Source organism: Streptomyces palmae (assembly GCF_004684805.1).
Classification (GTDB): Bacteria; Actinomycetota; Actinomycetes; order Streptomycetales; family Streptomycetaceae; genus Streptomyces; species Streptomyces palmae.
Genome location: NZ_SRID01000174.1, coordinates 1 through 13,924, shown reverse-complemented (window position 1 = coordinate 13,924; position 13,924 = coordinate 1). Strand labels below are relative to the sequence as shown.

The following is a 13,924-nucleotide window of genomic DNA, read 5'->3' as shown; positions in this document are numbered from 1 at the left end:
CAACCGCTCCAACACCACCAACCCCACACCCTCACTCCACCCCGTCCCATCCGCCGCCCCCGCAAACGCCTTACACCGACCATCCACCGCCATCCCACGCTGCCGAGAAAACTCCACAAACGCACCCGGCGTCGACATCACCGTCACACCACCAGCCAACGCCAACGAACACTCCCCCGACCGCAACGCCCCACACGCCATATGCAACGTCACCAACGACGACGAACACCCCGTATCCACCGTCAACGCCGGACCCTCAAGCCCCAACACATACGACACACGACCCGACACCACACTGCCGGCGGTGCCCGTGCCGACGTAGCCCTCCAGTTCGGTCCTGGACATGCTGCTCAGCACCAGGTGGTCGTGGGCGCTGATGCCGGTGAAGACGCCGGTGCTGCTGCCGTGCAGGCTGCGGGGGGCGATGCCGGCGCTTTCGAATGCCTCCCAGGCGGTCTCCAGGAGCAGCCGCTGCTGCGGATCCATCGCCAGGGCCTCACGCGGACTGATCCCGAAGAAACCGGCGTCGAAATCCCCCGCGTCGTACAGGAAGCCACCCTCCCGCACATAGCTGGTGCCAGGGTGGTCGGGGTCCGGGTGGAAGAGGGTGTCGAGGTCCCAGCCGCGGTCGGTGGGGAACGCCCCCATGCCGTCGCGGCCCTCGGCGACCAGGTCCCACAGCTGGTCCGGGCCGGTCACTCCGCCGGGGTAGCGGCAGGCCATGCCGACGATGGCGATCGGTTCGGAATCCGCGGACTCCGCCTCCCGCAGGCGGCGGCGGGTGTCGCGCAGTTCCGCTGTGACCCACTTGAGGTTCTCGAGGAGTTTCGCCTCGTCGTTCGCCATCGCCGGCGCACCCACTTTCTCCGCAAACGGGCGCCAGGGGTCACCTATCTGCCGTGACGCGTTCCGGCGCATGCCGACCAGTACGTACGCAGGTGAGCGCTGGGGACCGCAGGCACCCATGCGCGTCCGAGGTGAGCCCATCGTCGGCGCGGCTCCTTAAGTCGGCCTAACCACCGGTTGGCTCCCGCACGACCACTGGCCGGAACATCCGCCCGGTGGTAGGCCATCGGTGTCTGATCGTCCGCCATGTGTGAGCGCCGCCGGAAGAGGTGAAGGGACCGTCAGAAGTTCGCCGGGACCACCGGCCACCTATACGCGCGCGTGGTACTTTGCACACGTGGACAGCATCCGATGCACCTGGATAGGTCGCGTGATGAGGACGTCAGAACACACGGTGCGCAAGCGCATCGGCAGACCGCCCGCCCACGGTGTGGAGACGCGGTCCCTTCCCCACTCCGAAGCGCTGCGGAGCGGGCGACGGCAGTCGAGCCGTATCGGCCCCGCGGGCATCGACACAGACCATCCGTCGAAGAACGCGGAGCCGCGCTCCGCGGACCACAGGAGCAGCCATGACTGACGCCATCGCGGTGACCGGGCTGGTCAGGACCTTCGGGCAGACCCGGGCCCTGGACGGGCTGGACCTCACGGTGCGGACCGGGGAGGCCCACGGGTTCCTCGGCCCCAACGGTGCCGGCAAGACCACCACCATCCGGATCCTGCTCGGCCTGATGCGCGCCGATGCCGGGTCCGTCACCCTGCTGGGTGGTGATCCCTGGCGGGATGCCACGGAGCTGCACCGCCGGCTGGCCTATGTGCCCGGCGATGTCACCCTGTGGCCCAACCTCTCGGGCGGTGAGGTGATCGATCTGCTCGGCCGGTTGCGCGGCGGGCTGAACCAGCAGCGCCGCGCCGAGTTGCTGGAGCGCTTCGACCTGGACCCGAGGAAGAAGGGTCGGGCGTACTCCAAGGGCAATCGGCAGAAGGTGGCGCTGATCGCCGCGCTCGCCTCCGATGTGGAGTTGCTGCTGCTCGACGAGCCGACGTCCGGACTGGATCCGCTGATGGAACAGGTGTTCCGGGAAGTGATCCAGGAGGAGATCGAGCGGAACGGGCGCACGGTGCTGCTGTCCAGCCACATCCTCTCCGAGGTCGAGGCGCTGTGCGACCGGATGACCATCATCCGCGACGGGCGTGCGGTGGAGAGCGGCAGTCTGGAGGAGCTGCGGCGGCTGGCCCGTACGTCGATCGAGGCGACCGTGGACACCGTGCCCGAGGAGTTGAGGACGCTGCCCGGGGTCCACGGTTTCAAGGAGGAGAAGGGCGGCCATCTGCGCTTCGAGGTCGACAACGACGCACTCGACGAGGTGCTGCGGCGGATCGCCGGCGCCGGGGTGCGCAGCCTGATCAGTCGGCCGCCCACGCTGGAGGAGCTGTTCATCGAGCAGTACAACCGTCGGCCGAACAGCGAGCGGCAGTTGGGGGTCTCCCGGTGAACGACCTCGCCGGCACCCGTCGGCTGATGCGCCTGGTCATGCGGCGCGACCGGCTGCTGGTGCCACCGATCTACCTGGTGTTCTTCATCGTCGTGGTGAGCTTCGTGAGCTCCTTCGAGGAGCTCTACCCCACGGCCCGGGAGCGTGCCGACTACGCCGACATCAACCGGAGCAACGGCGGTTTCACCACGCTCTACGGGCGGCTGTACGGCTCCTCCCTCGGTGAGCTGGTCGCCTGGCGGGCGGGCTTCCTTCCGGTGGTCATCGCGCTGGTCAGCCTGCTGGTCGTGATCAGGCACACCCGCAGCGAGGAGGAGGCCGGCCGGCGCGAGCTGCTGGGGGCGACCGTGGTGGGCCGGCAGGCACCGCTGACGGCCGCCTTCCTCGCCTCGTTCATCGCCAACCTGGTCCTGGGTGTGTTGGTGGCGGTCGCGATGTCCGCGCGCGGCCTGCCCGGCGGCGGCTCGCTGGCGCTCGGCCTGGAGTGCGCCGGCGCCGGGATCCTCTTCGCCGCGATCGGTGCTGTCGCCGCACAGCTGACCAGCAGCGCCCGTGGGGCCTGGGCCATCTCGGCCATCGCGCTCGGCCTCTCCGTCCTGCTGCGGATCGTCGGCGACCTCAGTGCCGAGTCCAACGGCACCGTGGCCTGGATGTCCTGGCTGTCGCCCATCGGCTGGGTGCAGCGGCTGCGCCCCTACGCGGACGAGCAGTGGTGGGTGCTCGCCCTGATCATCGGGGCCACCGGGGCGCTGCTGGCACTGGCCTTCAGGCTGTCCGACCGGCGCGACCTGGGGGCCGGGCTGCTGCCGCAGCGCCTGGGCAGCGCCACGGCCGCGCCCTCGCTGCGCAGTCCGCTGGCGCTCGCCTGGCGGCTGCACCGGGGGGTGCTGGGGGGCTGGGTCGCCGGATTCGTCGTGCTCGGTGTGGTGCTGGGCAGCCTGGCCGAGAGCATCAAGGACATGCTCAACGACAACCAGGATCTGGAGGACATCTTCTCCCGCACCGGCGGCGCTTCCGGGCTGGTCGACGCCTATCTCGCCACCATCATGAGCATCCTCGGCGTCTTCGCGGCCGGGTACGCGATCCAGTCCACGCTGCGGCTCCGGTACGAGGAGAGTGCCGGCCGCCTCGAGCCGATCCTGGCCGCCCCGGTCGGGAGGCTGCGGTGGGCGGCGAGCCATCTGGTCTTCGCGATCCTGGGTCCGGTCGCCGCGCTGACCGCCGCCGGACTGGCCGCCGGGGTGACGCATGGCGTCAACACCGGCGATATGGGACATGAGCTGCCCCGGGTGTTCGGTGCGGCGGTGGCGGAGATCCCCGCGGTCCTGGTGCTGACGGCGTTCACGGTGGCCCTGTTCGGCCTGCTGCCCCGGCTCACCGGGCTCGCCTGGGCGGGCCTGGGCATGTGCCTGTTCTTCGGCCTGATCGGGTCGGCGATGAAGTTGGACCAGTGGCTGCTGGATCTCTCGCCGTTCACCCACATCCCGCATCTGCCGGGCGGTTCGGTGAGCGCCACACCGTTCGTGGCACTGCTGGTCATCGCCGTGGCGATGGCCGCCGCCGGGCTGGCGGGCTTCCGCCGCCGGCCCGTCGCCGACTAGTCCTGTCCGCGGAGTCCCGTCAGCCCCGCCCCGGAGGGTGTCGCACTCTCCGGGGCGCGGTTCCGTGCGGCGGCAGCGGCACGGGCCGGTCCTGGATTTCCGGGCCGAGCGCGGGGCGGGCGCGGCGCGGGGGGGGCGGCCGGTGCGGTGGCTATGAGCGACGGCGGGGCTTGCCGCGCTTGCCGGGCCGGGAGCCACGGGAGGCGCCGCGTGCGCTCTTGCCGGCCGAGGTGCCGGCGGCGGGCTTGCGGTGGCCGCCGCCGGTCCCGGAGCTCTTGCGCTGGGGCTCGGCCTGGGCCGGGCGGCGGCCCCGGGTGCTGTTGACCGTACGTCCGCGGACGATCCCGATGAAGTCCTCCACCATGTCGGTGGTCTCCTCCTCCGGCCAGGACAGCCCGACGCGCGACTGCGGGGCGTCCGACACCGGGCGGTAGGTGAGGTCCTTGCGGTGGTGGAGCCGGGCGAGCGACTGCGGGACGACGAGCACGCCCACCCCGGCCGCCACCAGTTCGATCGCGTCCGCCGTGGTGGCGGGGCGCTCCAGGGCGGGCCGGCCCGGCCGCTGCTCCCAGTCGAGGGTCTCGTCGAGCGGATGGAAGACGATCTCGTCGGCCAGGTCCGCGGTGGACACCTCGTCCACCGCGGCCACGAGGTGGTCCTTGGGGACGACGACCACGGACGTCTCGGTGTACAGGGGAATCACGCTGAGTCCCGTCCGGTCGACGTGCAGCCGCAGCAGACCGGCGTCGGCGTCGCCGTTCCGCAGCACGTCGGCGGCCTCGGCGGCGGAGACCGAGGTGAGGATCAGGGGGATGTCGGGCAGCCGCTCGTTCCAGATCCGCACCCACTTGGTGGGCATGACTCCCGGGACGTATGCGAGCCGGAACGAGGGGGTTGCGTCCGAGCCAGTCACCCCGCCAGGTTAGCCGGTCGTGGTCAAGGGTCGTGCACACGCTCGATACCCTTGTCCTATGACGACGCACAAGACCGCCCAGACGATGAAGCCCGCGACCGCGGCGAAGAAGCTGGGCGTGTACCTCCAGGCCACCCCCACCGAGTTCCAGGAGGGTGTCGTCTCACGCGCCGAGCTGAACGCGCTGCAGGCCGACCCGCCCGAGTGGCTGAGCGAGCTGCGGCGCAACGGTCCGCATCCGCGACCGGTCGTCGCCGCGAAGCTGGGCGTCTCCATCGCCGGCCTGGCGCGTGGGGGCATCACCGAGCCGCTCACCACGGAGCAGATCGACGCGCTGAAGGACGAGCTCCCCGAGTGGCTGCGGCGGGAGCGTGCCACCCAGGCCGAGGTCCGCAAGGAAGCGGTGCGCATCAAGGAGAAGCGCGCGGCGCAGGGCGAGTAGCCCCGCGAGACGCGAGCGGGGTTCCAGCCGGCCCCCGGGCGGCCGTCCCACCCGGGCGGCGCGGCCGGGGGCTCAGCTGTGGTCGGCGCCGGCGCGGGGTCCGGTCGGCGCCTCCTGGGCCTGGAGGTCGCCCAGGGTCGCATGTGCCTGGGCCGCCAGCTCGGGGCTGAGCAGGGTGTGCGAGTGGATGTCGACCACGGCCCTGCTCATCCGCAGATGCCCCTCGGGGCTGCGTACATCGCCGCCCAGCACCCGGGAGAGCTGGTCGGAGAGGATGGTCGGCCCGGCGGCCATCGCGACCAGCACCGCGGCGTAGGCCCGGCGGTCCTCGGTGACCTCGGGGTTGTGCAGGGCCACCCACTGCTCGGTGAAGTCGACCATGCGGTCGAAGAGGGTGGCGGCGGCCGGCGAGCCGTCGATCATCGCGCGGGTCAGATAGCGCTGCAGCAGTATCAGGCGCGGATGGACCGCCTGGAGGAAGGCGACGTTGCCGACCTGCTGGTCGTCGACGGCCTGCTGCTTGGCGTCCATGATCTGTTCGAGCGCATACGAGTCGCATGCCTCGCGCAGGGCTTCCTTCGATCCGAAGTGATGCCTGACCAGTCCCGCGGAGACCCCTGCCACCTTGGCGATCTCCCGGATGGTGGCCTTCTCGGTGCCGCGCTCGGCGTAGAGGCGCAGCGCCGCGTTCCTGATGCGGGCGCGCGCGGTGAGGTCTTCGGCAGGTGGCTCATCCATGGGGTGACCGGCCATCTCTCATCTCACTCGACCGCCGACTTCGCTCTCGCGGTCTGGGTTCTGGAAAGTGACTACACCTTCGTAAAGAAAACTACTCATCAGGACTGTAACCTATACAGCCGTGTCGCACAATGATCATGAACGCCGGAAGGCGGCCCGCCGACGGGCCCCGGAGCCCGCCGGGGAGCCGGTCTCGGGGGACATGCCGGGGGCGGTGGCGACCGGGTCGTAGCCGAGCGCGGACCCTGGCGGCGCCGCTGCCGGCCGGGCCGCGGGGGTTTCACGCGGGCGCCCCTGAGGATGCGGACGGCTACCGTCGGCCTGGTCGCCGGGCGAGGCGCTTGTTGACCCTCACACCGTGTCAGGTGCTGAACTGGGAGACACCATGTTCACCATCGGAGACTTCGCCCGCCACGGCCGCGTTTCGGTCCGGATGCTGCGCCACTACGACGCAACCGGCCTGCTGCGCCCGGCCCATGTCGACCCCGCCACCGGCTACCGCTCCTACACGGCCGCCCAGCTGACCCGCCTCAACCGGGTGATCGCGCTCAAGGATCTCGGACTCTCGCTCCAGCAGGTCCGGCAGATCCTGGACGAGGAGGTCAGCACTGACGAACTGCGTGCCATGCTGCGGCTGCGGCGGGTCGAGCTGGAGGCCGACATGGCGGCGGCCGCCGCGCGGCTCGTCCAGGTCGAGGCGAGGCTCCGATCGATCGAGAGCGAGGGGCGCATGCCCGCGAACGAGATTGTCATCAAGAGTCTTCCGGCGGTCCGGGTGGCGGAGCTGACCGCGACCGCCGCGAGCTTTGACCCCGAGGACATCGGCCCGGTCATCGGGCCGCTCTACGAGGAACTGTTCCGCCGCCTGGAGGCGGCGGGCGTCACGCCCTCGGGCCCCGGGGTCGCCTACTACGAGGACGCCCCGGAAGGCGGCGGCCGGATCCGCGTGCACGCCGCGGTCGAGGTCGCGGCCCCGCTCCAGGACGGTGCCGTCCGCGTGCTCGACCTGCCGCCCGTCGACCAGGCGGCGACGATCGTGCACCACGGTTCCATGGACACGGTGCTGCCCACGGCCCAGGCCCTGGCCCGCTGGATCGACGGCAACGGCTACCGGTCGACCGGCTATCCGCGCGAGATCAACCTGGAGTGCCCGCCGAACCGGGACGAGTGGGTGACCGAATTGCAGGCGCCGGTGACCAGGCCCTGACGCTCACGGACACCGGCCTGGAGCACCGTGGGCCAGGACCGGCCTGCGCACGCCGTCCGGCCCGAGCGCGGCATTCCCCGGCGCGACCGTCCGCGGGGCGCCGAGAACGCGCGCCGGCTCCGCGACATGGCCCCGGCCGCGCGCCGGGCCCCGGGGGCTCCGGTGCGCGGCCGGTGTGCGGTGGCCGGTCGGACGTCAGCTGCCCGTGGGCCGGACGGTGTTCATGATCTTCTGGATCTCCGCCTCGGTCAGCGCGTTCGGCACGCCCTGGTCCGCGTAGATCACCCAGCCGTGCATGGTGCCGTCGGGGAGCTTCTGCGCGATGCTGTGCACGATGGCGGTCGGCGGCACACAGGAGCTGGGGCGGTTGACAACGGTGACCTTGGCGGTCGCGGTGTAGCCGTCGATGCCGCCGTGCTTCCAGGGCTTGGCCTGGCTGACCTCGATCTTGGGCTTGTTGTCCGGGCCGCCGTACGCCATGAAGCCCCAGTTTCCGGCCCAGTTGCGGGCGTTCTCCTGGAGGGTGCCCTCCGTGCCGCCGCCGGTGGTGCCGATGGTGGCGAGCTGGCCCTTGCCCGCCTCGCCCAGCGCCTTGGGGTTGGGGTTGGAGGCGCAGCCGCCCTCGCGGTAGTGGGAGGCGCCGGTCATGACGACGATCGGCTTGCCGTTCGCGTCCGTGTAGGAGATGGCGCTGTCCTGGTCGATCAGGTTCCACTTGTCGGCCGTGCCCGGCACGTCGTAGCGGAAGTGGTGCTCCGCGCGCGCCTGGGTCTGCCATCCCGGAACGGTGGGCTGGTCGTTCCCGGGGGTCGCCGCGGGGTCGGCGGGGCTTCCCGTGCCGGGCGAAGCGGGCGCCTGGGAGGGGGCCTTGGACTGTGCGGCGGGGGCGCCGTCCTTCTTGCCTGCGTCGGCGTCGGCGCTGTCGTTGCAACCGGTCAGGGCGAGGACCATGCCCAGGCCCACGGCCCCGAAGAGGGCCTTCCTGACGCGGCGGGGCGGTACCGGGGACTGCGGGTGGTGCATGAGGTGGTGCTGGTGGATCTGTGACGAAGACATGACCAATACCTTAGGCGAGTCGCGCGCCTCCGCTCTCCGGGGCGGCGGCCGGGCGGCCGGCAGGGATATCCCTCCGAGCTATAGAGGTGTGCGATCTCCCCCGTCTCCGCAGGTGACCGCAGACTCCAGGGTGAGTGGCGGCGTCGCGAGGCTGCTCCGCGCGACCGCCGTGCGGGGCCGCCGCGACCGGCGTTGACCACCGCCCCCCACCGCTCCCCCACGAGCGGTTCGCCTCGGCCTTCCTGAGAGGACCGTATGAAAAGCAGACTGCTCGCCTTCATCGCCGGAGCCGGCGCCGCCGTCATCGCCGCAGCGGGAACCGCGGTCGGTGCCGGCCCCCAGGCCGTCTCCGCCGTCGGGGCGCGTACCCCCGACTCGCCCGCCTACACCGTCAGTCTGACCAGCGACAGCACCGGCGCCAACTGGACCGGGCACGAGAGTGTCAGCTTCACCAACACCTCGGCCGACCCGCTGAACGAGGTGTACCTGCGGCTGTGGGACAACGCGCACGGCACCTGCTCGGCGATGCCGATCAAGGTCACCAACGTGACCGGCGGCACCGCAGCCGCCCCCACCGTCAACTGCACCGCGCTCAAGATCACCCTGCCGCAGCCGCTGGCCCAGGGGGAGCGCGCCAGTGTCGACTTCGACCTGGGCATCACCGTCCCGGTCGGCGCCGACCGGTTCGGCCGGGACGGCAAGTACAACTTCCTGGGCAACGCGCTGCCGGTGCTCGCGGTCAAGGACGCTTCCGGTTGGCACCTCGATCCGTACACCAACAACGGTGAGTCCTTCTACTCCCTGGCGTCCGACTTCACCGTGACGCTGGATCACCCCTCGACCCTCTCCGTGCCCGCCACCGGCACCTCGGTGGACACTCCCGGCTCCGCCGGCCGCACGGTCACCACGGCCACCGCGAGCAAGGTCCGGGACTTCGCCTGGGCGGCCGGACCGTTCACCAAGATCTCCGGGACCTCCGCCGCCGGGGTCAAGGTGAACGTCTACTCGGCGGGCGGCATCAGCTCCTCCAGCGCCCAGGCCATGCTGAACACCTCCACCTCGGCGGTGGACGCGCACGCCCAGCGGTTCGGCGCCTACCCGTACCAGGAACTGGACGCGGTGCTGGACAACAACTTCTGGTTCGGAGGCATGGAGTACCCGGGGTTCGTGCTCGACCTGGTCAGCACCACCGCGCTGACCCATGAGATCGGCCACCAGTGGTTCTACGGGATCGTCGGCGACGACGAGTACAACAACCCCTGGCTGGACGAGGCGTTCACCGACTACGCCACCGACCTGGCCCTGGGCAAGACCGGCTCCGGCTGCTGGAACAACGTCTCCTGGGCCTCGCCCGACGAGAAGATCACCAACTCGATGGCCTACTGGGACGCCCACTCCTCCCGGTACTCCACCGTCGTCTACGGCTACGGCAAGTGCAGCCTGCACGACCTGCGGCGGGTGGTGGGTGACACCGCGATGACCAAGCTGCTGCGCGACTACGCGCAGGGACACTGGTACGGGGTCTCCACCACCGCCGAGTTCAAGGCGGCGGCGCAGGCCACCACCAGCACCGACCTGACCACCTTCTGGCAGCAGCACCGCATCGAGGGCTGACCCGGCCCCACCGGTCCCGCGCGGTACGGGCGGGCGGCCTCAGCGCCGCCCGCCCGCTCGTGCGCCACCGCCCGGGTACACGGCGCACGGCGGGCTCTGCTGGGGCGTCGGGCCGGGACATCGGGGAGGGGCCCGGGGGGTGCGACCGCTCGTGAAATCCTGATGCCGCGCGCGCCGCAGGTGGCCGCGCGACCCGCCCCGCAACGTCAGGAGTGCGCGTGCCCCAGCGTGTTTCCCCCCTGCTCCGCCGGCCCGTGCTGCTGGCGGGCGCCGCCTGCGCCGTCGCCGGAGCCCTCGCGGGCGGACTCCTGCTGTACGGACCCTCCGGCGGCGACTCCTCCCAGCCCTCCGCGCGCACCGTCACCGGCACGCCCGCCCAGGTGGTGCCGCCGACCGCCAACGCCCGCTTCGACTACCAGATCGGTGGCCCCTACCGGCCCGCCGCCGCGGTCCGCGCGGTCTCCCGCGACCGCGCCGCCGAGCCGGCCCGCGGGCTCTACAACATCTGCTACGTCAACGCCTTCCAGGCGCAGCCCGACGAACTCCCCTGGTGGCGGGCGAACCACCCGGATCTGCTGCTGAAGGACGCCGCCGGCCGGCCGGTCATCGACAAGGACTGGGACGAGGTCCTCCTGGACACCTCCACCGCGGACAAACGCGAACGGCTGGCCGCCATCGTCGGCCGCTGGATCAAGGGCTGCGCCGCATCGGGGTTCCAGGCCGTGGAGCCCGACAACCTGGACAGCTACGACCGGTCCCAGGGGCTGCTCCGGCAGTCGGACAACGCGGCCTTCGCCCGGCTGCTGGCACACCGCTCCCACGCGGCGGGCCTGGCGATCGGTCAGAAGAACACCGCGGAGATGCTCGACCGGCGCGCCGCCATCGGTTTCGACTTCGCGGTCGCGGAGGAGTGCGGCCGGTACGACGAGTGCGGGGCGTACGCCAAGGCGTATCGCGACCGGGTCTTCGTCATCGAGTACCGGGACGCGGACTTCGCCAAGAGCTGCCGCCTCTGGGGCGACCGCCTCTCGATCGTCCGCCGGGACGTGGACGTCACCTCGAAGGGTGCGGCCGGATACCGGTTCGCCGACTGCTGAGGGGCAGGACCGAGAGCGGCGATCGGGCGGCGTCCAGCCCTGCTGTCAAGGGGGAATTCCCCCGCGATCACCGACCAGGCAGCCGCATGGTGGGGCAGGAGTCCGACTTCTAGCGTCAGGGACGCACTGAAGTTCGACCCGAGGAGCACCATGCGCATCCCGTCCAGTACCGCTCTCGGCCTGGGCCTGGCCGGCTTACTCGCCGCCGCCGTACCCGCCGCCGCGGCCCCCGAGCCGGCCGCCCGGCCCGCGCCGGCCCCGCGCCAACAACCCCTCGACTGGGGGCCCTGCTCCGCCGCGCAGAAGGAGCTGAACGCGGCGGGCGCGGAGTGCGCCAAGGTGACCGTCCCGCTCGACTACGCCGACCCCGGCGGCCGCACGATCCGGATCGCCATCTCCCGCATCAAGGCCGCGTCCGGGGCCAAGCGGCGCGGCATCCTGCTGTCCAACCCCGGAGGTCCGGGCGGCACCGGCCTCGCCGGCACCCTGGCGCTCCGCCCGGCGCTGCGCGAGGTGGCGGACGAGTACGACCTGATCGGCTTCGACCCGAGGTTCCTCGGCGAGAGCACCCCCGTCCGCTGCGCCCCGGCCCGGCCGGCGCCGCCGCCCGGTCCGGTCACCAGCCCGCGCCGCGACTTCGACGCCTCGGTCGCCTCCGCGCGGGACGCCGCACGGCGCTGCCAGGAGTACGGGGACAACGCGGAGTTGCTGCCGCACGCCTCGACCCGGAACGTGGCCCGGGACATGGACGCCGTCCGGGCCGCGCTGGGCGAGTCCCGGCTCTCCTACTACGGCGTCTCCTACGGCGCCGACCTGGGCGCCGTCTACACCCAGCTGTTCCCCGGCCGCACCGACCGTATGGTGATCGACTCCTCCACCGACCCGGCCGCCACCCAGTACGAGCTGTTCCAGCGGGCGGGCGCGCCCCTGGAGGCGGGGCTGGACGAGTGGGCCGGATGGGCCGCCCGGCATCACGGCACCTACCGGCTCGGCGCGACCGGGGCCCAGGTGCGGGCCACCGTGCAGGGGCTGCTCGGCCAGGCCGAGCACCGGCCGATCGCCGTGGCCGGGCAGCGGCTGAACGCCCCCGTCCTGCGGCTGCTGCTCAGGCAACTGGTGCAGCACCAGGAGAACGATCCGGCGCTGGCCTCCGTGGTGCGCGATCTGGTCGACGCCGCCGCCGGCCGGCCGATCGAGCCCGGACCGGAGCTCACCGCCCTGCTGGAACTGCTCAATTCGCCGGAGTTGGGCGACAGCATGGTGGGTGGGGCGCTGTTCATGTGCGGTGATGGCGGCTGGCCGGCCGGCGGCTGGCCCAAGGACCCGGAGACCTACTGGCGCAACATCCAACGCAGCCGCGCCGACCAGCCGGTCTTCGGCCCAGTGGTCAACGACATGATCGCGCCCTGCGCGTTCTGGGGGACGGAGCCCCGGGAGCCGGGCACCGCCATCGGCAACGACGTACCGGTGCTGATGCTCCAGGCCCGCCGCGACAACAACGTGCCCTACGAGGGCGCCCTGGCCCTGCACCGCAGGCTCACCGGGTCCCGCCTGGTCACCGCGGACATTCGCTCGCACGGCGTCTACGGGCGGGCCATCGACGGCCATGAGCCGGTGCCCTGCGCCGACCAGGCCGTCAACGCCTACCTGCGCGGCGGAACCCTGCCCGCCCAGGACATCGAGTGCGCCCCGACGGGAGCGGCCCGGTGAGCGCGCGGGGGCCGGTGCTGAGCCGGCGTACCGGTGTGGCCGCCGCCGCTGCCCTCCTGGTGGGCACCGGCACCGGCACCGGCACCGCTTCCGCCGCGCCGAGCGGCGCCGCCGAGGCACCGGCCGGCGGGCGGCTCCAGGCCGATACGGACGCGATCCGCGCCACCGGCGCCACCGGCGTCCTCGCCGAGGTGGGCACCGCCCGGCGGCGTACCGTCGCCCGGGCCGGCACCGCCGCGGTGGGCACCGGCCACCCGGTGCCCTGGGACGCCTATTACCGCATCGGCAGCGACACCAAGACGTTCACCGCCACCGTCGTCCTCCAGCTGGCCGGCGAGGGCCGACTGGCACTGACCGACACCGTCGAGCGGTGGCTGCCGGGTCTGGTACGAGGCCAGGGCCACGACGGCCGCCGGGTCACCGTCGCCAACCTGCTCCGCCAGACCAGCGGCCTGGGCGACTACCTCACCGCGGCGGACGGCGACATCCTCACCCCCGAGGGCTATCTCCGGACCCGCTTCCGGTCCTCCTCCCCGCGCGAGCAGGTGGCGGCGGCCCTGAGCCGGCCCCCGCTGTGGCTGCCGGACGCCACCGACCCGGCGGAGGAGCGGCGCTGGGGCTACTCCAACACCAACTACGTGCTGCTGGGGCAGATCATCGAGGAGGTCACCGGTCACCCCTGGGCGCAGGAGGTGCACGAGCGGCTCATCGGGCCGCTCGGGCTCCGGCACACCCTCATCCCGGGCGGCTCGGCATACGTACCCCAGCCGACCGCGACCGCGTACACGGGCTTCCCCGGCAGCCCGCGGTTGATCGACACCTCGCTGACCACCGGTGGCGGCGCGGACGGCGGAATCATCAGCACCACCCGCGATCTGACCGTCTTCCTCCGCGCGCTGCTGGGCGGCCGGTTGCTGCGCCCCGCCCAGTTCGAGGCGATGCGGCGGACCGTGGCGGCGGACGACTGGATACCGGCCGAGGGCGTGCGCTACGGCATGGGCATCGCCTGGCGGCCCGGCGGGCCGAGGGGCGAGGGCATCTGGTTCCACGGCGGCACCCACCTGGGCATGGCCTCGGAGAGCGGTGTCTCGGCGGACGGCAGCCGGGCCGCGGCCGCCGCCGTCTTCACCGTGCGCTTCGGCGACGCCCGGGGCGAGGCCCAGGCGAAGGCGGCGCTGCGCCTGGTCGACAACGCCCTGCGGGCGGG

11 protein-coding genes and 1 pseudogene are annotated in these 13,924 nt (G+C 72.2%); 8 read left to right on the top strand and 4 right to left on the bottom strand.

What is annotated here, in order from left to right; all coding sequences use genetic code 11:
- The coding region (locus tag E4099_RS18565) for a beta-ketoacyl synthase N-terminal-like domain-containing protein (RefSeq protein WP_209446655.1) at window positions 1-846 on the bottom strand (846 nt) is incomplete at its 3' end.
- A 569-nt stretch (window positions 847-1,415) separates the two neighbouring features.
- On the opposite strand from E4099_RS18565, the gene E4099_RS18560 reads away from it, so the two are divergent.
- Together E4099_RS18560 and E4099_RS18555 are read left to right on the top strand one after the other, a co-directional pair.
- Entirely contained in the window at window positions 1,416-2,339 is a 924-nt protein-coding gene (locus E4099_RS18560) for an ABC transporter ATP-binding protein (RefSeq protein ID WP_135340213.1), read from the top strand.
- Window positions 2,336-3,940, top strand: a complete 1,605-nt coding sequence (locus tag E4099_RS18555; RefSeq protein ID WP_135340212.1) for an ABC transporter permease — start codon at window positions 2,336-2,338, stop codon at window positions 3,938-3,940. Before E4099_RS18560 ends, E4099_RS18555 begins: the two co-directional genes overlap by 4 nt.
- Window positions 3,941-4,091: 151 nt before the next feature.
- Here E4099_RS18555 and E4099_RS18550 read toward each other — a convergent pair whose 3' ends face one another.
- Window positions 4,092-4,853: a LysR substrate-binding domain-containing protein gene (locus E4099_RS18550; RefSeq protein WP_135340211.1), complete on the bottom strand. Its 762-nt coding sequence runs from the start codon at window positions 4,851-4,853 to the stop codon at window positions 4,092-4,094.
- Window positions 4,854-4,911: 58 nt separating this feature from the next.
- Here E4099_RS18550 and E4099_RS18545 point away from each other — a divergent pair, with 58 nt between their 5' ends.
- Window positions 4,912-5,295 carry a DUF5997 family protein gene (locus E4099_RS18545; protein ID WP_135340210.1) on the top strand — a complete coding sequence of 128 codons (384 nt, stop codon included), beginning with the start codon at window positions 4,912-4,914 and terminating at the stop codon, window positions 5,293-5,295.
- Window positions 5,296-5,367: 72 nt separating this feature from the next.
- Here E4099_RS18545 and E4099_RS18540 read toward each other — a convergent pair whose 3' ends face one another.
- Window positions 5,368-6,033, bottom strand: a complete 666-nt coding sequence (locus E4099_RS18540; RefSeq protein ID WP_135340209.1) for a TetR/AcrR family transcriptional regulator — start codon at window positions 6,031-6,033, stop codon at window positions 5,368-5,370.
- Window positions 6,034-6,418: 385 nt separating this feature from the next.
- Between E4099_RS18540 and E4099_RS18535 the strand changes: the two genes are divergently transcribed.
- Window positions 6,419-7,240 carry a MerR family transcriptional regulator gene (locus E4099_RS18535; RefSeq protein ID WP_135340208.1) on the top strand — a complete coding sequence of 274 codons (822 nt, stop codon included), beginning with the start codon at window positions 6,419-6,421 and terminating at the stop codon, window positions 7,238-7,240.
- A 195-nt stretch (window positions 7,241-7,435) separates the two neighbouring features.
- Here E4099_RS18535 and E4099_RS18530 read toward each other — a convergent pair whose 3' ends face one another.
- A complete protein-coding gene (locus tag E4099_RS18530; RefSeq protein WP_245244977.1) occupies window positions 7,436-8,296 on the bottom strand; it encodes a DUF8017 domain-containing protein in 861 nt (286 codons plus the stop codon).
- 357 nt (window positions 8,297-8,653) lie between these two features.
- On the opposite strand from E4099_RS18530, the pseudogene E4099_RS18525 reads away from it, so the two are divergent.
- The 4 genes and pseudogenes from E4099_RS18525 to E4099_RS18510 form a co-directional block, all read left to right on the top strand.
- Window positions 8,654-9,910: pseudogene (locus E4099_RS18525) on the top strand (M1 family metallopeptidase); the annotation flags it as partial.
- A 218-nt stretch (window positions 9,911-10,128) separates the two neighbouring features.
- Window positions 10,129-11,007: an endo alpha-1,4 polygalactosaminidase gene (locus tag E4099_RS18520; protein WP_245244975.1), complete on the top strand. Its 879-nt coding sequence runs from the start codon at window positions 10,129-10,131 to the stop codon at window positions 11,005-11,007.
- Window positions 11,008-11,157: 150 nt separating this feature from the next.
- Window positions 11,158-12,717, top strand: a complete 1,560-nt coding sequence (locus E4099_RS18515; RefSeq protein WP_135340206.1) for an alpha/beta hydrolase — start codon at window positions 11,158-11,160, stop codon at window positions 12,715-12,717.
- Window positions 12,714-13,924: serine hydrolase domain-containing protein (locus tag E4099_RS18510; RefSeq protein ID WP_135340205.1), on the top strand; the 1,211-nt coding region annotated here is incomplete at its 3' end. The genes E4099_RS18515 and E4099_RS18510, both read left to right, overlap by 4 nt.